At 59.9% G+C, this 20,470-nt stretch carries 17 protein-coding genes and 1 tRNA gene; 11 read left to right on the top strand and 7 right to left on the bottom strand.

Annotated features, from left to right (window positions below):
- Positions 1–42 precede the first annotated feature (42 nt).
- The 3 genes from OOF89_RS12440 (at position 43) to OOF89_RS12430 (ending at position 3,824) form a co-directional block, all read left to right on the top strand.
- Positions 43–2,418 carry a penicillin acylase family protein gene (locus tag OOF89_RS12440; RefSeq protein ID WP_266076604.1) on the top strand — a complete coding sequence of 792 codons (2,376 nt, stop codon included), beginning with the start codon at positions 43–45 and terminating at the stop codon, positions 2,416–2,418.
- Positions 2,415–2,744 carry a hypothetical protein gene (locus OOF89_RS12435; RefSeq protein WP_266076602.1) on the top strand — a complete coding sequence of 110 codons (330 nt, stop codon included), beginning with the start codon at positions 2,415–2,417 and terminating at the stop codon, positions 2,742–2,744. Before OOF89_RS12440 ends, OOF89_RS12435 begins: the two co-directional genes overlap by 4 nt.
- A 246-nt stretch (positions 2,745–2,990) precedes the next feature.
- A complete protein-coding gene (locus tag OOF89_RS12430) occupies positions 2,991–3,824 on the top strand; it encodes a class I SAM-dependent methyltransferase (RefSeq protein ID WP_266076599.1) in 834 nt (277 codons plus the stop codon).
- Positions 3,825–3,851: 27 nt separating this feature from the next.
- On the opposite strand, the gene OOF89_RS12425 is transcribed toward OOF89_RS12430, so the two are convergent.
- From OOF89_RS12425 to OOF89_RS12405, 5 genes are all read right to left on the bottom strand, one after another.
- Positions 3,852–4,304 carry a hypothetical protein gene (locus tag OOF89_RS12425; protein ID WP_266076596.1) on the bottom strand — a complete coding sequence of 151 codons (453 nt, stop codon included), beginning with the start codon at positions 4,302–4,304 and terminating at the stop codon, positions 3,852–3,854.
- 76 nt (positions 4,305–4,380) lie between these two features.
- Positions 4,381–4,451: transfer RNA gene (locus tag OOF89_RS12420), tRNA-Gly, on the bottom strand.
- 34 nt (positions 4,452–4,485) lie between these two features.
- Positions 4,486–5,127: a class I SAM-dependent methyltransferase gene (locus OOF89_RS12415; RefSeq protein ID WP_266076593.1), complete on the bottom strand. Its 642-nt coding sequence runs from the start codon at positions 5,125–5,127 to the stop codon at positions 4,486–4,488.
- Between the two features lie 51 nt (positions 5,128–5,178).
- Positions 5,179–7,272: a type II secretion system F family protein gene (locus tag OOF89_RS12410; RefSeq protein ID WP_266076590.1), complete on the bottom strand. Its 2,094-nt coding sequence runs from the start codon at positions 7,270–7,272 to the stop codon at positions 5,179–5,181.
- Entirely contained in the window at positions 7,272–8,906 is a 1,635-nt protein-coding gene (locus OOF89_RS12405; protein ID WP_266076587.1) for a type II/IV secretion system ATPase subunit, read from the bottom strand. Before OOF89_RS12405 ends, OOF89_RS12410 begins: the two co-directional genes overlap by 1 nt.
- Before the next feature lie 250 nt (positions 8,907–9,156).
- Here OOF89_RS12405 and OOF89_RS12400 point away from each other — a divergent pair, with 250 nt between their 5' ends.
- Complete coding sequence (locus tag OOF89_RS12400; protein ID WP_266076585.1) at positions 9,157–9,630, top strand: DUF5793 family protein; 474 nt, start codon at positions 9,157–9,159, stop codon at positions 9,628–9,630.
- A 43-nt stretch (positions 9,631–9,673) separates the two neighbouring features.
- Here OOF89_RS12400 and OOF89_RS12395 read toward each other — a convergent pair whose 3' ends face one another.
- A complete protein-coding gene (locus OOF89_RS12395; RefSeq protein ID WP_266076583.1) occupies positions 9,674–9,805 on the bottom strand; it encodes a hypothetical protein in 132 nt (43 codons plus the stop codon).
- A 91-nt stretch (positions 9,806–9,896) separates the two neighbouring features.
- On the opposite strand from OOF89_RS12395, the gene OOF89_RS12390 reads away from it, so the two are divergent.
- From OOF89_RS12390 to OOF89_RS12360, 7 genes are all read left to right on the top strand, one after another.
- Complete coding sequence (locus OOF89_RS12390) at positions 9,897–11,258, top strand: phosphohexomutase domain-containing protein (protein ID WP_266076581.1); 1,362 nt, start codon at positions 9,897–9,899, stop codon at positions 11,256–11,258.
- 89 nt (positions 11,259–11,347) lie between these two features.
- Positions 11,348–12,499, top strand: a complete 1,152-nt coding sequence (locus OOF89_RS12385) for a BMP family lipoprotein (RefSeq protein WP_266076578.1) — start codon at positions 11,348–11,350, stop codon at positions 12,497–12,499.
- A 46-nt stretch (positions 12,500–12,545) separates the two neighbouring features.
- Complete coding sequence (locus OOF89_RS12380) at positions 12,546–14,093, top strand: ABC transporter ATP-binding protein (protein ID WP_266076576.1); 1,548 nt, start codon at positions 12,546–12,548, stop codon at positions 14,091–14,093.
- Positions 14,090–15,409, top strand: coding sequence for an ABC transporter permease (locus OOF89_RS12375; RefSeq protein ID WP_266076574.1), 1,320 nt, complete (start codon positions 14,090–14,092; stop codon positions 15,407–15,409). Before OOF89_RS12380 ends, OOF89_RS12375 begins: the two co-directional genes overlap by 4 nt.
- The gene (locus tag OOF89_RS12370) at positions 15,402–16,454 is read left to right on the top strand and encodes an ABC transporter permease (protein ID WP_266076572.1); all 1,053 of its coding nucleotides are present in this window, start codon (positions 15,402–15,404) and stop codon (positions 16,452–16,454) included. The genes OOF89_RS12375 and OOF89_RS12370 overlap by 8 nt, the downstream gene beginning before the upstream one ends.
- Positions 16,455–16,725: 271 nt before the next feature.
- On the top strand, positions 16,726–17,112 hold the full coding sequence (cdd, locus tag OOF89_RS12365; protein WP_266076570.1) for a cytidine deaminase: 387 nt from the start codon (positions 16,726–16,728) through the stop codon (positions 17,110–17,112).
- 71 nt (positions 17,113–17,183) lie between these two features.
- On the top strand, positions 17,184–18,002 hold the full coding sequence (locus OOF89_RS12360) for a nucleoside phosphorylase (RefSeq protein WP_266076568.1): 819 nt from the start codon (positions 17,184–17,186) through the stop codon (positions 18,000–18,002).
- Here OOF89_RS12360 and OOF89_RS12355 read toward each other — a convergent pair.
- Complete coding sequence (locus tag OOF89_RS12355) at positions 17,999–20,332, bottom strand: DUF2298 domain-containing protein (protein ID WP_266076566.1); 2,334 nt, start codon at positions 20,330–20,332, stop codon at positions 17,999–18,001. The two genes, OOF89_RS12360 and OOF89_RS12355, sit on opposite strands and share 4 nt — an antisense overlap.
- Positions 20,333–20,470: the final 138 nt, after the last annotated feature.

Here is a 20,470-nt window from a genome sequence, read left to right as displayed (position 1 = left end):
CGGTATACGGTCATTTATATCGGCTCGCTCACAGTTCGATACATGGACACGGATACCACGCGGCGGGCGCTCGTCGGTGCGATTCTCGGCGGAACCGTCGCCGGGAGCGCACTTTCGCCGGTTCGGAGCTATCTTCGACGGTTCGCTCCCCTGAGTGGGGCGGCATGGGACGGGGCGACGGACCGACCCGACTCCCGCGTCGAAAGTCCCTATGGCTCCGCAAAACTTCGGTACGACGCGGACGGCGTTCCGAACATCACGGCGGACAGCGAGGAAGCCCTCTATTTTGCGGTCGGATATGCACAGGCCCGGGATCGGCTCTTTCAACTCGACCTTCAGCGCCGGTTGATGCGGGGCGAAGTCGCGGCCGTCGTCGGCGAAGCAGCGATTTCGACCGATGAGTTCCACGTTCAGATGGACTTCGCGGGCGCGGCGGAAGCGACCTGGAACCACGTCGCGAACACCGACACTGGCGCTCTCGTGCGTGCCTTTTCGGACGGCGTTAACGATTACATCGAGAACGAACCGCTTCCGCTCGAATTCTCCCTGCTGGAGTACGAACCCGACCCGTGGAACCCCGCGGACACGATGCTGATGGAGAAACAGATCTCGTGGAATCTGACGGGGAGTTTTCTGACGCTACGGCGGGCAAAGGTCGCCAAAATGCTCGGGCGGGAAGCGGCCGAGGACCTCTATCCCGCACGGCTCGACCACGATTCACCCATCATCCGAAACGATGGGAGCGATAACGAGGACTCGCCAAACGAGGGAGTGTCGCTCGACGGCACTACCGCCGAGGACCCGGCGGTGGATTCGGTCGGTACCGCGCTTCTCGATTGGCTGGGCGAGTTCGAGCGCGACCATGGAATCGGGTCGAACAGTTGGGTCGTCTCCGGCAAGCACACGAAAAGCGGCCAGCCGATCGTAGCGAACGACCCGCATCTCAGCCTGATGGCCCCGCCGGTTTGGTACGAGATGAACCTCGAAGTCGGCGAGACGCGCGTTCGCGGGGTTACGTTCCCAGGCGTTCCGTTCGTCGTCATCGGCCGGAATCACGCCGGGGCGTGGGGATTTACGAACACCGGCGCGGACGTCATCGACTTCTATCGGTACGAGACGGATGGCGACCGGTATCGATACGAGGGCGAATGGCGCGATTTCGACACCGAACGGCGTGAAATCGAGGTTGCGGATGGCGAAAGTCGGTCGGTAACTGTTCGGAAGACGGTTCACGGGCCGATGCTGGAACGCGAGGGTCATCGTGTCGGTGTCTCGTGGACTGGTCACACTGCGACCGAAACGACACTGGCGATTCATCGGTACAGCGGGAGTGGAGGGATGCAAGACGTCCTGTCCGCGACGCGGCAGTTCGACCTGCCGACGCAGAACCTCGTGTATGCGGACGAGTCGGGGAACACGCTCTACTACGTCACGGGGCGGATTCCGCGGCGGATGGCGGACGGCGAGGAGGTCCGAGGGAATCGAATCTTCGACGGGTCCGCCGGGGAGGGCGAATGGAAAGGGTTCGAACCGTTCGGCGTCTCGTCGTGGAACGGCTTCGTTCCCTTCGAGGAGAAACCGCATGTCGTCAACCCGGACGTGTTGGCCACGGCAAACCAGCGAGTGACGGACGACCGATTTCCCTCGGAAGGCTACTCCAGTCCGTATCGAGGGAAGCGAATCTACGAACTGTTGGACCAAGCGGCCGAATCCGAAGCGATCGATGTAGCGACGATGAAGAAGATACAGGACGATACGCGGGATTTGCGGGCTGAACGGCTCGTACCGGAACTCCTCGATTCGGCACGGGGAAAGGACGGCCTCCAGTCGGCGATCGAGACGCTGTCGAATTGGAACTACCGCATGGAACGCGACTCCCGGGGTGCTCTGTTGTTCGTCCACTGGTTCGACGCGTTTCGGAAGGAAACGTTCGATGACGAGTTCAAACGTGCTGGATTGGACGAGGACTATTACCCTCGCGACTGGGTGCTGGCAAACCTCGAAGCGGAACGCTGGTTCGGCGGCGACGGGAGGAAGGCGGTGATGGTTCGTGCCCTTCGAAACGCTATCGAGACTATCGACGAGGAAGGATACGACACGTTCGGCGATTACAACACGACCCGTACGATCACTCACCCGTTCGACCAGTCGTTTTTGAACTATCCCGAACTGCCGACGGACGGAGCAAGTCACACAGTAAACAACTATCGAGTCGAGTCCGCGGTTGGCAGCAGTTGGCGGATGATATGCCCAATGGGTGGCGATTCGGAGGCGATTCTGCCGGGTGGCAACTCGGGAGAGTACTTCTCCGACCACTACCGTGACCAACTGGAAGCGTGGGCGAACACGGAGTACAAACCGATGTCACTCGAAATCCGTGGCGAAGTTGCGGTCACGTTCCACGGAGGCGAGCGATGATTCGGTTCGACGACATTCGATCAGACCCGACCCTGCGCTCGCTTACCGTTGGTTTCGCAGTCGCCGTCGGTCTCGGCATCGCTTGGATGCATTGGGCCGGTCTACTGGTCGGCGGCGCGCTGGTCAGCCTCCCGACGAAAAACTGGAAGCGTGGAATTCTCGCCGGGTTTGGATTCGGCGTCCTTTCACTCCTCGTCTTCGCAGGACTGCTCGTATATTATGGGTCGTTCGTCCCGGCGCTCGAAATGGGGCGGGTTACCGCTCTGATGGTCGCGATTCCACTCGTTTTGGGGACGATTGGTGGGCTCGCTCGTGTTTTGGTTTGAACTCGGAACCGAGGCAGTTGAACGGATCACGAAGGCGTATTTGCACGGGGTGAGGGCTTCGTCGTTCGAGAATCGAATCAGGTAAGTGTGGTTGTTTCGAAGCGATGCGGTTTGACCGAAGTCGGCAAGACTGACCGGTACTGTACGACAACCGCATCGATTTCGCGGGCACCGTAGTACCGACATAAGCCACGTCTCATCCGCTCGTATCCGAACGGTTTTGCGCTCTCGAACGGATAGAGCGGTATGTCAGACGACTCTATCGCTTCGACCGACGACCTTCTACGAACGAATCGAAACCGATGGGACGAACTCGCCGAACACCACCCGGACACCGAATTCTACGATATCGAACGATTCCTCGACGGCGGTTCGACCCTTCGACCGCTGGAACTGGATGAACTGGGCGAAATACGTGGACAATCCCTGTTGCACCTGCAGTGCCATTTCGGACTCGACACGCTGTCGTGGGCCCGCGAAGGAGCAACCGTAACCGGGGTTGACTTTTCGGGGACGGCCATCGAGATGGCCCGCGAACTCGCCGACGAAGCGGACTTGGATGCCGAGTTCGTCCGAGCGAACATCTATGACCTGCCCGACGAACTCGATGGCGACTTCGATGTGGTGTTTACCTCCTACGGCGTCCTTGCGTGGTTGCCCGACCTCGAAAGTTGGGCCGACGTAATCGAGGAAACCCTCGTTCCCGGCGGCACGTTCTACATGGCGGAAATCCACCCCCTTGGAACGACCTTCGCTGACCTTCGACCGGACGGAACCGCGAATATCGAGCACTCATACTTCGAGGACGGTGCGACGCGCTACGAAGTGGAAGGAACCTATGCGGACTGGGACGCGGACATCGAGAACACGACCGCAGTGGAATGGCAACACGGTCTCGGCGAAGTCGTGACTGCGCTTGCTTCGGCGGGATTGAAAATCGAGTTCGTCCACGAGTTTCCGTTCTCCTGCTACCAGCAGTTTCCCGCGATGGAACAGGGCGAAGACGGTTGGTGGCGTGTTCCTGACGCGGAAGAACACGTTCCGTTCACCTTCTCCGTGAAAGCGAAAAAGGCGGATTGAGTTCGGCTCACCGGTACTGGCGTTCTTTCAGCCTAATTCTGTAACCAGCAGGTAGCCCAACAGCACGAGCAGTGCGAACTCCGAAGCGAGTGCGAGCGATTCCACCGGTCCGGCGAAGAGATGGTCGATCAAAAACGGGAGGAGTGGACCACGGTGAAGGTGTCCTGCTCCGAACAGAAGCAGTGGTCGGTGACCGGTGAGATGCCACGCGAAGTAGCCGAAGATATAGCCGGCCATCAGAACGATTCCGCCAGCGTACAGCGGCCTTCGGTATCGTCCTGCCGCGGCGAGAAACAGGCCGAGAACGATCAACAACCCTGTCAGAACGAATACCGGCCATCGAAGGTCACGGGGAATGATGAATCCGGCACGCGCCCACCGAATCCAGTTCAGGACGCCCAACGACAGATGAATCACCGCAACGACGATTGCCAGTTGGGCCGCGACGAAACCGACCGGCGAAATAGAGTCAGCGTCCATCGATGCGACTAGATGTGTCCGAGAAAGAAACAAGTAGCGCAAACCCAGTCGCTCACCGATTCCTTCGAAGTGAAAATGCACCGGACGGGACTTGAACCCGTGCCATGAGCTTGGAAGGCTCAGGTCCTACCACTAGACCACCGGTGCGCATTACCGAATTGTGCATCCCGGTTTAAGGGTGTTACTGTTTCCGTCCACGAACCACGGCATAGCAGTTGCCGCTCGAAATCGACACGTCGTCGGGAACGAGCGCGCTTTCGGCGACGTCCTCGCGGAACTCCTCGGGCGAGTAGATGTGGTAGAATCTCGGAACCGTCTCGCCGCCCGGGAGCGTCCAATCGACTGTCGTGTCGAAAGCATCCTCTTGATCGAACTTATCGTGTGCCGTGCTCCACGCGCTGATCAGTGCGGTTCCGTCGGGGGAGAGTACCCGCGCCAGTTCGTCCAAACTATCGATGCGTGCATCACGAGTCGGGAGGTGGTGAAGCGTGGCGACGTACACCGCAAGGTCGATACTGTTCGCTGATAGCGGAATCCGTGCCGCATCACACTGGACGAGTTCGACGTCGAAGTTCCGGTCCCGAGCGCGGGCGCTGGCTTCCGCCAGCAAGCCCGCGCTCACGTCCGCGCCGACGACGCGCTCCGCGTGCGAGGTCAGCAGTTCCGCGTGCCGTCCGTTGCCACAACCGAGGTCGAGCGCGGTGTCGGCGTTCCGTCCGTGGAGGAACGATTCGACTTCGGGCCATGCGTACTCCCGCGTTTTGGCGAAATGCGCCGCGATTCGATCGTAGGTGGCCTGCACGTCACCCCTGTTTGGCTCCATATCCGAACTCTCGCGCCGGGAGGGAAATGTCCTGCGGGAACGAACTCCGACCTACGGCAGCAGGAGAAAGACTAGATATGCGATGGCGAGCATGGCCGTCGCGTGTTTCGCTCCGTCTCTCGTCTTGCCTTCACCCATTTTCCCCGCGACGAATCCCGAGCAGACGGCCTGCATCAACGCGGTGTGGAAAAACACCAGCGTGTAGGCGTCGATATCGACCGATTCGAGGGTGCCGAGACCTCCGAGGCTCCCGCCCGTCGAAGCCCCATCGTGCGCGCTCGCTCCGGGGAGGTTTTCCAGCGCGGGAACGAGAATGCTGTTCAACGACCCGATGATGACGAGGAAGACGAAGAACGAGAGGTAGATAATGATGAGATACGTCATCATCTCCTGTGCGCGTTGTCGCTTCAGTCGGCGGGACGCCTGTGCGTCGTCGGCCGCGATTCGGAGAACGCGGCCGACATCCCCGCTGGCGTGCATCGCGTTCGTCACGAGCGTCACGACACGCGTAACTGTGGGTGTATCGACTCGATTTTCGAACCGTCGGAGCGCAATCGCGGTATCGGTTCCCCATTCGATGTCGCGCCACACGCGTTGAAGTTCCACGTTCAGCACACCGTGGTCGCTGTCAGCGACTCGGCGAAAGCTCTCGACGACGGTCATCCCCGCCTCGTTGACGCTGGCGAGTCGGTCGAGCAGGTCGGGTATCGCGGCCTCGATCGCCGACAGTCGGCGTCGATTCCTCTCCTGGACGACGGCGAACGTCGCCAAGACACACAGGGCAGCCTGTACCACCACGTCGTCCGCGGACGCAAGCGTGACCGTTCCGGTCGCGATATCGGATCCGAGGCGAACGAGTACCGAGAGAACTGCGAGCGGCATCGTCACGAAGAGGATGGTCTCCGGCTTTTCGCGGACGACCCGAAACGGGTCGGACAGTGCGTTTCGAACGCCTTCGAACCGGTCAAACGCCCTCAGCCGCTCGACGTTAGGGGTCGAAACTCCCCCGTCGCTGACGGCACGCCCGGCATCCGGGTCGTTCGCCCGCCGAACGTCGAACCGAGTCGAGTCGAGCAGTTCCCTCGTTTCTTTGTCCACACGGAGCGATTCGGTGATGCTGTCCAGATAGACGACGAACCCCGCGTTACCGAGCGGGATGACCAGATACGCCATCACGTGAAGAATCGTACGTGTGTCCGTAACGCCCATCAGACCGATGACGACGAGGATGGTAATGAGGAGAAGCGGACCGACCACGAACAAGGAGACGTACCCCTCCGCCAACGTCGCCAGCAGTTCCAAAAACGCCTCCTGTTGGACTTTCGCGTCCTTTTGGTAGCGTTCGTACTGGTCGTGGAGATAGGATGGGAGGCTCTGGCCGCTTTGGAGAACGCTCGCCAAGTTGTCGCCGAACTCCTCGAACTTCTCGCTCGGCGACTGGCGTGCCATCTGTCGGATCGCAGTCAGCATGTCGAGGCCGAACAGGTCCATCGCTTTCACGCCGACCGCGATTTCTTCCGCGGTTTCGCCGTATACGTCCCGGTTTCGTGCCAAAGTCCGCATGATTTCCGGAAACGCCATTCCGCTCCGAGAGAGGGCGTAGATAAACGCGACAGTGCGTGCGAGACTCGCGTCGATCTGTCGGGCACGGGCACGGCCGCGGTGAGACGGCGTTTCCCAGCGAAGCCAGTACGTCGTGACGCCACCGAGCAGACCGACCGTCGCACTGCTGAACAACAGCAACACGAACAGTTCCCCAAGCGTCAGTTGGGGAACCGAGAAGAGATCCGTGAGAAATGCTAACCGTGCGGGAAGCGATTCACGAACTGCTTCGGGAGATACCGAAAGTACGGCCAACAGCAATCCGACGAGATAGACGCCGATGATGCTTCCGGATACCGCCGCCAGTGCCGAATATACCCATGTCTTCGACGCGTACAGCCGATAGGTTTCGCCGACGTGAGCAGACCGTAGAATCTCCGACCGTTTCGAGCGTCGCCGACCGCTCTCCCGGACGTAGGTTCCGAACGTCTTGAGCGAGAATCGGGTGACGCTCCGGTATGCTGTCCGACTGACGGGTGACGACGCGACGGGTGCGAGCAAGAGCAGTGCAAAAACGAGCGGAACGAAGTTGAGCAGTCCCATCAATCGAACTCCGAAACCCGTCCCTCGACGTTCCGTTCGACTTTCTCGACCACTCGTTGGGGGGCCGCGTAATACTCGTTTACCATCGCGGTGAATCGGCGGTAGTCGGTCACGTCGTTCTCGCGGAGATACTGGAGGACGAGCTTTCTGTCGCGCAGTTCGGAGAGCAGTTCGGAGCGTGACCAGCCGTGATTTTCCTGAATTTCGACGAGAACGTTGCTGTCGCGGTTGTGGACGGTGTCGGTCGCGGCATCCCACGAAAATGCGGTCGAGTAGTCCAAGTCGCCGGTGCGCTGGTCGATTCCGTTGATTTCGGCGAGGGTTCGGTTTCGACGAACGCGCTCCTCATCGACGTAGGTGAGCGTCTGAATGGAGAGGATATCGAGCGACTGAATCATTGCTCGCGGTACGTTGATGGGTTCGTTTTCGAGGCGATTGATGACGGTCTGGACGCTGTCCGCGTGCATCGTGGAGTAGGTCGTGTGACCGGTGTTCATCGCCTGAAACAGCGTCATCGCTTCCTGTCCACGAACCTCACCCACCGCGATGTATTCGGGCCGGTGACGAAGGGCGGAGCGAAGCAGGTCATACATCGTGATATCTGCCCCGTCGTCCAATCTGTCGCGGGTCACTGACGAAAGCCAGTTGTCGTGATAGAGGGTCAACTCCCGCGTATCCTCGATGGTAAGAACCTTGGAACGTGGCGGAATGAACATCGAAATCGCGTTCATCGAGGTGGTCTTCCCGGAGGCAGTCCCGCCCGCAAAAATGAGCGATTTGTTGTTTTCGATGGCCAACCAGAGGTACGCCATCTGGTCGAGCGAAAACGTGCCATTGTTCACCAAATCAACGGGAGTGAACGGGTCGTCGGCGTATTTTCGAATGGTAAACGCCGACCCGCGCGGCGTGACCTCTTCGCCGAGCGCGTGTTCGGCACGGCTGCCGTCGGGCAGAGTGGCCTCCACGACGGGTTCGCCGACGCTGACGTGCTGTCCGGACTGTTGGGCGAGACGAACGACCAGGCTGTCGAGTTCGCCCTCGGCGTAGACGACGTTCGATTCGATGTCGTTGTACTCGTCGTGATAGACGAACAGCGGTAGGTCATACCCGTCACAGGAGATATCCTCGATATGTGGATCGTGCATGAGGGGGTCGAGTCTACCGAATCCGCGAAACGCGCGGAAGAGATAGTAAAAGAGGCGGTAAAACGTGGCTTCCCCGACCTCGACACCGTACACCGCTAGAAGTTCGCGGAGCTCGTCGCGAAGAACGCCCTCAGCCGTCTTACCGCCCATCTCCCGACGATAGATGAGCGATTCGCGCAAATCCGAAAAGAGCCGGTCGAGTAGTTCAGCCTCGAACTCGTTCAACTCCGGTTCGACCACGTAATACAGGTTCTCGTTGGCTTGTGGGTCGTGGTTGATCGAAACGAACGCGAACGGTGCGTTCACCCAGTAACGGTCAATTTCCTGATAGCCCGGTACCCCGGTGTACGTGATCAGCGACCCGTGTACATCGGGGCTGTACTCGCCAACCGACAGCGTCGAACCCTGAATCATCTCGGCGGCACGGCGAATCGTTCGCCGGAACTCTCGGACGCGCTCGATTAGTCCCATAATCTCCATTTCGGACATGTTATCTCAGTGTCCGCTATACGACGTTCCCGGAGAAGGCAATTGATTTTTCATCATCGGTAAAGTGATACGTTTGTTTCGTCACGGTCATCGGAGCGGGAGTACTTAAAACGATGGCCGAGTACCGGTACTATCGATATTGGTTCATCAGTCGTCAGTTTGCAGTGCAACCGTTCGGGAAATGGTCACGTGCCGTACCGTCGCATGGCGTTACGTTCATGAGACGCGAGAACGTAGGCGAGCGTACGGAATGAGGCGCGACTACTTCACACTGGACGTCGAAAATATCGATTGGGTTGATACGGACGGAACACCCCGTAAGCCGACGGTAATCATCGATTTCGAGGGGCCGTCATCGACGCTCCGCGAGCGCCTCACAGGTCTCGATGGAGAACTACTCGAAGCGGACGAAACGGACGTAACGTTCCGTTTACAGGCCAGCCTGGACGACGCCGACGCGACGGGCGTGGTGAGCGTGACGGACCGGACGACCGGGGATTTCATCCTCGAACTCAACCAGGATGCCGAGAACGTGCTGAAATTCATCCGAGCTGCCCGCGCGTACGGGGACGAAACCGACGAATCGGATGGCCGATATCACGTCGATATCGCCATCAACGGCGACCACGAAGTCGAGTACGACAAGAGCACGTTCCTCGTCTATAACCGCGAAGGAAATCTTCTCCGACAGCACAGTCTCATCCCGAGCGGCGTCGAACTGTAACCCGCTACTGCGACCAACTGGCCGATGTCCCGGTTTTATGGTTTCAAAACCACGGAGCGATGACGCCAGCGGCAACCGCGACGATGTACAACCCGGCGAGAGCAGCGAGAACGATGATAAGTCCGAGAATATAGTCGAACACTCCCCGTGGCGTCGTCAGCTTTGGTACGTTCATGTCAACCACTACGACGGAGGGATGCATATCGTTACTGGAGCGGGAGATGAAAATCGAGGGGACCTAAGTAGCCGCGAGCAAATCCCCTCGTATGAACCTGTTCGGAACCGCGGGAATCCGCGGCAACGTCGTCTCGCGCGTGACGCCCGAACTCGCGCTCGCTGTCGGGCGGTCCGCGGGCGGACCGGGCGAAACGTTCGTAGTTGCCCGCGATGGGCGCGAAACTGGTGCCGCACTCGCCGCGGCGATGGAGGCTGGACTGGAGAGCGCCGGTGCGGACGTTCGCCGGGCGGGACAACTTCCGACCCCCACTTTGGCGTTCGCTTCACAGGGGCGAAACGGCGTCATGCTCACAGCGAGTCACAACCCACCAACTGACAACGGTATCAAACTGTTCGACGACGGACAGGAGTACGACCGTGACGCCGAGCGGGGAGTCGATGCGGGTGTCGAAGACGAAACGCCGCCCCTCCCGTGGGACGAGTGGGGCGACAGTACGCACGTGGATGTCCTCGACAGCTATCGGGATGCAGTCATCGAATACGCCAGAGAGTACGGCGCACCCCTCGATGGAGTTCGCATCGCGGTGGACTGTGGAAACGGAATGGGGAGCGTCGCAACTCCGCAAGTTCTTCGGGCACTCGGTGCACGAGTCGTTACGCTCAACGCGAACGTGGATGGACATTTCCCCGGTCGGCCGAGCAAGCCGACGCCGGAGACGTTGACGGACCTGCGCTCGTTTACCGCGGACGGGGATTTCGCCTTCGGACTCGCCCACGACGGCGACGCGGACCGACTCGTTCTCGTCAACGGTGACGGCGATATCGTCCACGAGGATACGGTCGTCGCCGTCCTCGCGGAGCATTACACGAGGGAAAGCGACGCCATCGACCCAGTCGTCGTGACGACGCCGAACGCCTCCGCGAGGATCGATGAACGCGTTCGGGATGCAGGTGGACGCGTCGAGCGCGTACGCCTCGGCGCGCTTCACGAGGGTATCGCATCGGCACTCGAGGACGGTAGCGACGATACCGAAGTCGTCTTCGCCGCCGAACCGTGGAAGCACATCCACACCCAGTTCGGCGGATGGATCGACGGTGTCGCAAGCGCAGCGGTTCTCGCCCGACTCGTCGGCGACGCCGGCGGTATCGAGGCGCTCAGGGCCGAGGTGAGCGAGCGACCGTACCGAAAGGTAAGCATCGACTGTCCCGACGCCGCGAAGGTCGGGACGATGGAACGGTTGAAAACGACCGTTCCCGAACGATTTCCGGAAGCGAACGTGCAGACCGAACACGGCGTTCGGGCTGAGCTTGCTGACGGTTCGTGGGTCCTCGTTCGACCCAGTGGAACGGAACCGTACGTCAGAATTTACGCCGAGAGCGAGGACGTGGACGGACTGGTCGCCGAGGCGAAGGACCTCGTTACGTCGGCCGTTTCCGCGACGAAAAAGTAGCAGACAACACCAGTCTACCCCTTAATTTTCGCGGTTTCGCGCGTGAAGCGACGCGTTTATCACAAATAACTTGTCTGAATTACTCATAGATGACGAACATTGACAAACAGCGCCGTAAATTGATGATAACTGGCGGTGCGGTCGGAGTCGCCGGTCTCGCTGGCTGTATCAGCAGCCCCAACGACGGCGGGGGCGGAAATACGGACAAAACCTCGACCGGGGACGGAACAAAAGACGGCTCGGGCAGCAAAAGCGACACACATGTCGGCATGGTGTACGCGACCGGCGGACTCGGCGACAACTCGTTCAACGACATGGCTCATGCAGGCATCAAGAAGGCGAAACAGAAGCTCGGCGTTCAGTTCCGGAACGCGGAGCCGAGTTCGCCGAGCGACGTGGAAAACTTACAGCGGCAGTTCGCACAATCCCAAAGTCCGGCCTACAACCTCATCTGCTGTATCGGGTTCGTACAGACGAACTCCCTGCTGAAGAACGCACAGCAGTTCCCCGAACAGAACTTCATGCTCGTGGACAGCGTCGCCGAGAAGGAAAACGGCGACCTCGTGCAGAACGTCGCGAACTATGTGTTCAAGGAACAGCAGGGTTCGTTCCAGGTCGGCTACCTCGCCGGCCTGCTCACGCAGCAGGAGTTTAGCGCGGGCAAGGGTGCGACGAACCCCGGCGAGAAAACCGTCGGATTCGTCGGCGGCAAGGAAGTTCCGCTCATCAAGAAGTTCGAAGCAGGGTACAAAGCGGGTGTCGCGCACGCGAGCGAGGACATCAACGTCAACACAGCGTACGTCGGCGCGTGGAACGACCCCGTCGCGGGGAAGGAGGCCGCCGTCTCGATGTACGACGATGGCGCGGACATCGTCTACCACGCCGCCGGTGGGTCCGGCACTGGCGTGTTCAAAGCGGCCCAGCAGAAGGGCCGGTTCGCTATCGGTGTGGACAGCGACCAGTCGAAGGCGGCGGGAACGGCGAAGTTCAGCGACGTTATCCTCGCCAGTATGGTCAAGCACGTCAACGAAGCCGTCTTCCAATCGACCAAGAACGTCACGGAGGACAGCTTCAAAGGCGGCGAAGTCAACTCGCTCGGCCTGAAAGAAGATGGTGTCCAGGCAGTGTACGGTGCGGACCTCGGTTCTGAGATTCCTGACGGCGTAAAGTCGAAGGTCGATAAATCACGGAAGGCCATCATCGACGGCGACATCGAAGTGCCGACGACGGTAGAGCAATAAGCGTAAAACCACGTGTTTAAACCGGTAGAATGGAAATCCAGATTCAATGAGCCGGGCGGTATATCTCGACGGCATTACGAAACGATTCCCGGGAGTCATCGCCAACGATGACGTTGATCTGCCCGTGGAATCGGGGTCAATCCACGCACTTTTAGGGGAGAACGGCGCCGGAAAAACGACGCTGATGAACGTCCTGTACGGGTTGTATCAACCGACCGAAGGACAGGTCGTCGTCGGCGGCGAACCCCGCGAGTTCGACTCACCCCGAGACGCAATCGCGGCAGGTATCGGGATGATTCACCAGCACTTCATGCTGGTCGATACTCTCACGATTGCGGAGAACATCGTTCTCGGGAACGAACCCCGAAAGTGGGGTGGGCTGGCGATGGACAAGGACCGTGCCGTCCGCGAAGTTCGCGAACTGAGTGAGAAATACGGGTTCGATGTGGATCCGAACGCACTCGTCGAAGACGTGAGCGTCGGTGTTCAACAGCGCGTCGAAATTCTCAAAGCACTATATCGCGGCGCAGATGTGCTCATTCTCGACGAACCGACTGCCGTGCTCACACCGCAAGAAATCGATGACCTGCTCTCAGTTCTCGATGAACTCACGGCACAGGGGAAGAGCATTATCTTCATCACGCACAAACTCGGCGAGGCGATGGACGCCGCCGATCGGATTACCGTCCTCAGGGACGGCAAAAACGTCGGGTCGGTCGATACCGACGGCACCACCCGCGAAGAACTGGCGGAACTCATGGTCGGACGTGAGGTGCTCCTCGAGGCGAATAAAACGGAGAGCGACCCCGGAAGCACCGTCCTCTCCGTATCCGACCTCCGGATGACCGACGAACGAGACGTCGTGCAGGTAGACGACGTCGGGTTCGAGATTCGAGAAGGCGAAGTGTTCGGGATCGCCGGTGTTGACGGTAACGGCCAGTCGGAAGTCATCCAAAGCATCACCGGCCTCAAATCGCCGGATGAAGGGCGAATCGAGTTCCTCGGAACGGACGTCACCGAAACGAGCCGTCGAGAGCGCATCGATTCGGGAATGGCGTACATTCCGGAAGACCGCCACGAACAGGGGCTGGTAATGGAGTTCGACCTCGTGGAGAACGGACTCCTCGGCAGTCAACGCACGCGGCCCTTTTCGAACGAGGGTCGTATCGACTGGGACCGAACACGAACGCACGCGGAGGATATCATCGAAGCGTACGACGTTCGCCCGCCGAACGCCGACGCGACTGCGGAGTCACTTTCCGGCGGAAACCAACAGAAGTTCATCGTCGGCAGGGAGTTCGCCCGCGACCCGTCCCTCGTCGTCGCAGCCCATCCGACGCGTGGTGTGGACGTCGGTAGTATCGAGTTCATTCACGACCGACTGCTCGATCTGCGCGCCGACGGAAAGGCCATCCTCCTCGTCTCGTCGAAACTGGACGAGGTGCAGCAGTTATCGGACCGACTGGCAGTTATGTACGAAGGCGAAATCATGGACGTCGTAGACCCCGACCGCGTAACCGAAGAGGAACTCGGCCTGCTGATGGCTGGTGAACGACCGGAAAGCGCCCCGAGCATCGGAGGTGAAGCGAAATGAGTACGTGGCGGGAGCGAGCTGAACGCACCCTCGGCAGGCTCGTCGAGGCATCGGCGGCGGAACGTATTTTCATCAGTCTCGCCGCGCTCGCTATGTCGATATTCGTCGGCGGATTCGTCATTCTCGTGTCAGGATTCGTCGCCACGTGTTCCGAACCCTTCCTCACACGGGCGATGCTCGTCACCATCCCCGGAAGTGGCGGTTGGGGAATCGCAATTCCGCTTCCGGGATCGTTCTGTTACAACCCGATACAGGTGTACAAATATCTCTTTATCGGCGCGTTCGCCGATCCTCAGCAGTTCTCCCTAGTTCCGTTCAACCCCGCAATCGACCAGTACAGTCTCGCGGGAACGCTCAGAGAAACATCGATGCTTCTATTCACGGGATTGGCTGTCGCGGTCGCGTTCCGGGCCGGGATGTTCAACATCGGAACACAGGGTCAGTTGGTGTTGGGCGCGCTCGGTTCGGTGCTGTCCGTCCTCTGGACCGCACCCTACGTTCCGAGCGGAATCGTCGGTGGCATCATCCTGATTCCAGTCGGATTGGTCGCTGGGGCGGCCGTGGGCGGTGCATACGGTGCGATTCCCGGTGCGATGAAAGCATACGCGGATACAAACGAGGTCATCACGACCATCATGCTGAACTTCATCGCCACGGGGATCGCCTTCGTCCTCGTTTCCGAATATTTCAAAAAGCCCGGCAGTGGGAACGTCGAAACGCGAGCGATCCCCGGTTACGCGGCACTTTCGCCATCACTTTTCCCTCGCGGATCGTCGTTTTCACTCCTCGTCCTCGTCGGTGCCCTCGTCCTCACAGTCGGCATCTACCTGCTTTTGCATCGAACCGCGTTCGGATACGACCTCCGAACGAGCGGCATCCAACCGGAAGCGGCCGAGTACGGCGGCGTTAACGCGAAGAAGACCATGGTGTCCAGCATGGCGTTGTCAGGTGCTATCGGCGGTATCGGCGGCGCGATTTACGTGCTGATGATTCTCAACCGATGGCAAACGGGTGTTCCATCGTACGGGTTCGACGGCATCACGGTGACGATTCTGGCCGGCAACAATCCGCTCGGTGTCCCCCTCGCGGCACTGCTCTTCGGCATGCTCAAAAGCGGTAGTCTCACGATCGATTTTGCACTCGGTGTTCCCAAGCAACTCGTCGGCGTCCTCCGTGGCCTCATCATCCTGTTCGTCGCGATGCCGGAGTTCTTCCGCATGCTCGGCAAGCGCTGGGTGACGCCCGGAGCGCAGGGCGAAAACGCTGTGGCTACGGATGGCGGTACCCCGACCGAGGGAGGTGAGAGCGATGAATAGCCGCATTCGAATCGCCGGACTCTCCATCGGTTCGGTCGTCGTCCTCGGCCTCCTCGGTCTCCTTTTCCCGGGGAGTGCGGTCGGCCGACTCGTCGGCACCATTGATGTGAGTTACGCGAGCGCGGCACTCCGATTTACGGTTCCGATCGCCTTCGCCGCGCTCGGCGGCATCTTCGCGGAGAAAAGCGGGGTGATCAATATCGGATTGGAAGGGCTCCTCATAATCTCCGCGTTCACCGGTGTCGCGGTTGCCGACGCCATGGCAGGCCCGGCCGGTGCATCGCAAACGACGCTCTGGCTGGGCTTTTTCGCTGCGGTAGCGGCGAGCACACTCTTCGCACTCCTGTTCGCTATCGTCTGCATCGAGTTCAAGGCTGACCAGATCATCGCCGGGCTCGCGGTGTGGCTCATCGCACTCGGACTCGCACCCTTCGCCAGCAAGGTCATCTGGGGTCGGGTTAATAGTCCCAGCGTCGGCACTCTCAACGACTGGCAGATCCCGCTTTTCGCGGACATCCCGGTCGTCGGGCCGATATTCTTCGACGCCAACCCGACGGTGTACATGCTCCTCGCTGCCGTACCACTCTCGTGGTTCGTGTTGAACGAAACGGCGTTCGGCCGGTGGGTGCGGTCCAGCGGTGAGAACCCGATGGCACTCGACACGGTCGGCGTCGATGTGCGACGCGTTCGCTACGCGAGCGTCCTTCTCTCCGGATTCCTCGCCGGTATCGGTGGTGCGGGATTGTCGCTGGGTCAGGCCGGACTGTTCAACGGAAGTGGCACCACGATGGTCGATGGCCGTGGCTGGATCGGCATTACGGCGTACTTGTTCGGGAACTACAACCCGCTCGGTGCGTTCGGTGCGTCGTTCCTCTTCGCCGGTCTCGATGCGCTCCAGATCCGACTCCAGCAGGCCGGTTTCCAGCTTCCGAACGAACTCATCGGCATCATCCCCTACGTAACGGTCATCGTCGTGTTGGCGTTCGTCGGACGAACCCGCACCCCGAGTGCGGCTGGCGAACATTACGAATCCGGTGAGGAGTAGGGCAGCGGGCGGTCCATCGGTGGGGTTGATTTTTGATCCGGTTCAGTTCGTCTACGAAACACGACGGATTTGGTTCCGTTTTGGTATAAAAAGATTCGCGAACCTTTCGCGTGGTGTGACTTTCGGACCATCACTCACTTCGTCCACGACGACCTCGCGCGACCGAACCTACGGTTGTTCGTCGCACGCCGGAACGCGACCGAAGTCGAACGTCTCGATTGCGAGTCCACCTTCGGATTTTATTTGAACAGTCGTCACGAACTTGTTCATCATGGACGAACTCGTCGCGCAGGCGCGCGAAGTACAAGCACAAGCACACGTTCCTTACTCCGACTATCCGGTCGGGGCAGCACTCAGAACCGTCGATGGGACCGTATTTGTCGGCTGTAACATCGAGAACGCGAATTACAGTAACTCGCTTCACGCCGAAGAGGTCGCGATTGCAGAAGCCATCAAGCAGGGCCACCGGGAGTTCGACCGATTGGTCGTCAGTTCCGCACGACGGGACGGCGTGACTCCCTGTGGAATGTGCCGCCAGACGCTCGCGGAATTCTGCGACGATTCGCTGGAGGTCGTCTGCGACGAGGGTGACACCGTGACAGCGTATACCCTCGGAGAGCTGCTCCCGAACACGATTTCGGAGGAGATGCTGGAGTAAGCGGTCGAGACGACGACGTTTGACGCGGCCACGACGAAGCATCTATTTTTCCGGCGACGAACTCCACTGATATGGATGACAGCGAAGACCCGAACGCGGAGGTACAGTACCATATCGAAGTGGGCGACGGTGATGTTGCGGATGCAGTCCTCCTCCCCGGTAATCCGGAGCGTGTCGATAAGATAACGCAGTTCTGGGATACAGCGGAAGAGATGGCATACCATCGTGAATACCGAACCGCGACCGGCACGTACGACGACGCGCCCATCAGCGTCACTTCGACCGGTATCGGCAGTCCTTCGGCCGCGATCGCAGTCGAGGAACTCGCCCGGATCGGTGCGGACACGTTCATTCGTGTCGGGTCGTGTGGTGCGATTCAACCCGACATGAACGTCGGAGACCTCGTCATCACGACCGGCGGCGTGCGACAGGAAGGAACGAGCGACGAGTACGTCCGCGAGGATTTCCCGGCAGTCGCGGATTACGAAGTCGTCGCCGCGCTCGTCGCAGCCGCTGAACGACTCGACTACGACTACCACACCGGCATTACGATGAGTGCGGACAGCTTCTACGCGGGCCAGGGTCGCCCCGGTTTCGAAGGCTTCAGCGCTGAAGGTGGCGACGAGTTAGTCGAACAGTTGAAAAACGCGAACGTAAAGAACATCGAGATGGAGGCGAGCGCGATTCTGACGATTGCGAACGTTTACGGCCTCCGTGCGGGCGCAGTCTGTTCGGTGTATGCCAACCGGGAAACCGGCGAGTTCCGAACCGAGGGCGAATCGCGTGCTGCTGAGACAGCCACCCTCGCGGTGAAACTGCTCGCACGAATGGACGAACAAAAAGCGGCGGCCGGAGTGGAACGCTGGCATCCGGGATTGTCACTCGATTAGGCCGAGACGCTGGGTTGATTCTCGATGATCGTCTGGTTCACGCGATAAATCGACACCGACCCCGAGCGGTGGACGGGCTCGATGCCAGGATATTTTGAAAACGACGTCCGTCCGTATCGTTGGCGCTCTTGAGGTCCGTAGTAGATGTATCGGACGTCGTATTTGGCCAGTTTGCCCGCACGAGTGCTCCACCCGGTGTTCGGACTGAAGATCAACTCGACGTCCCGTTTTCGTTCCTCGTAGGCTGGTGCGCCGCGGTAGATCCGTTCCTGATACCAACCGACCACGGTCGGCAGACCCGTGAGCGACGAAGCCGGACTCCCCCACTGATAGGGTTTTCCCGGCGCAGAAACGATGTGTGGTCGTCCTTCTTTTGCGTCCAGCCACTCGATTGCACGGGCCTCGTCCCCGTGTGCCGTCCAAATGAACGCCATTCCGTCGAGCGTCGGGTCGTCCGTGCGATGGATCGACTTGTCCGTCGAGACGTGTTCGCTGAGGGCAAATGCACCGTATACGGACGTCGTGAGGAGGAGCATGACGGTAAAGACGGCCACTCCGGTCCGTCGCGAAACCGGTACGCTCGGCGACGCTTCGGAACGCTCTGATGGGTCGGACGTTTCGGATTTCGTGGACGCTTCGGGTGACACATCCGCGGTGTAGCCGGGAACGGAATCCGTCAACAGCCGCATCAGCACGACGCCGACGCTGACGGACCAGAACGCCCACACTTGCATGTACACCTTGAACACGGTGTTGAACCGTCCGGCAATCGCGTTGTCCTGTACGTAAACGAACTCGACGAGCAAGACGAGGCCCGCACCTGCGACCAGCAAAACCGTCTCGAAACCGAGGTCGGAATCGGCCCGGAGGAGCAACCAGCCGACGACGAGGAGCGGTGCGACTACCACGACCACCGCGAACCCACCTTGCCACCCCAAAACGAGGAGGAGTCCCCCCAGCACGCCGACCTGCGTGGCGTCTCGCTCGTGCCACCGGACGTGGGTTCCGAGGTACAACGCGAACGGAAGAAGGAACGCACCGTGGACGATGAGTAGTTCCACTAAGCTGGTTCGGTCCGGGAAGAAACCGATACTTCGAGTGGTTGCCGACCCGAACAGGATGTTTACCACGAACGGCCCTGCCCAAAGGAGTGCGAGTAGTCCAACGACGATCGCGATCGCCATCGCGGTAGCCGTTCGGACGAGTTCGTCAGCGAACCCGGACCGTTCCTCCATCAATCGTTTTCCGCCGGGAATCAGCGTGGCTGGATGGTCTTCGGCGAAGGTAACGGCGAGCCAAACGATACCGAGTGCCGTCGGGAAACTCCAGAAGCTGATGGTTCCCAGAAACGCGACGGCAGGTGGGAGCGCCCCCCAGACGAGAACTTTCCGCCACCGTATCTCGGTATGGGAACGATACACCGCGTAGCTGAGTGCGGTGACGAAAAGCAAGAACGGTTGCCCCATCATGTGGGCGTGAAGGTCACCGTTGATGTAGGCAAAGAGGGGAAACTCGTTTATCGTCCCGACCATTACGCGGCTAGCGTCCCAGTACCAGAAATCGAGGGGTTCGAGCGGGAAACTTCCGGGCTCCATCTCCAACGGCGTTGCCACGATTTCGACCAGCGGCCGGGGGAGGACGTTCGCCAGTAATCGGATGGTAGTGAACGTGTTTCCGGCAAACCCGACGAAAAACGCGGCGAAAAGCCCAGCGAGTCGGGACGGAGCGTCGTATCGGATGGCGATAGCTCGCGCCAACCCGTAGGCGGTGCTGACGAGCATTCCGTAGAATCCCGCGAGTGCGAGATTGTAGCTAAATCTCGGTGCCGTCCCCGTGAGTTTCGTCAGAATTGCGGCGATGAGGTGGCCACCGTAGTAATACCGAACCGGTTCACCTGCGAACCACATGTCTTCGGGCGGGAGCGCGGGCGCGCGCATGAGGGACTTCAGGAGGCCGAAATCGAGAAACTTCTCCCCACCGGTTGCGACGATTGCGGGGTCGATGGCGCGGACGAAGACGAGAAACGAGAACGCGGCGGTGAAGACGACCATCGCTTCAGCGTAGCCGCGACGGTCGATCTCGAGGCCGCCCCTCGCGAGGAGCGTGAAGAGGGCCGCAAAGACGACGACCGCCGCGGTAACGGTGACCGTGGTAAACGCGAACTGGCCCAACCAATACGTGACGATGGTTATGACGGTCAGCGAAATCGGGAGTGCAAACGTCGCTCCGCGGTCGGGAAATCGCGGAAAGAGGGCGCTAGAAGCGGGAAGTCCGACGAGTGCGAGTAGATAGTAGACGATCAGCCAGAGACCGATAAGCGCGAACTCCATCTTTGCCTCTGTGCGTGCGCCGAAGAGATATACGTCTTGGGGTCGTGAAAAAGAATAGATATTTTCAGACCGGCCGTGAAATCACGGTACAAAACCGCATACGGCAGGTGAATCACAACCCTTAACTATCGGACGGCA

It is taken from the genome of Haladaptatus caseinilyticus (assembly GCF_026248685.1).
GTDB lineage: Archaea > Halobacteriota > Halobacteria > Halobacteriales > Haladaptataceae > Haladaptatus > Haladaptatus caseinilyticus.
The sequence above is the reverse complement of the archived record's forward strand: the minus strand, read 5'-3'. Positions and strand labels throughout refer to the sequence as shown.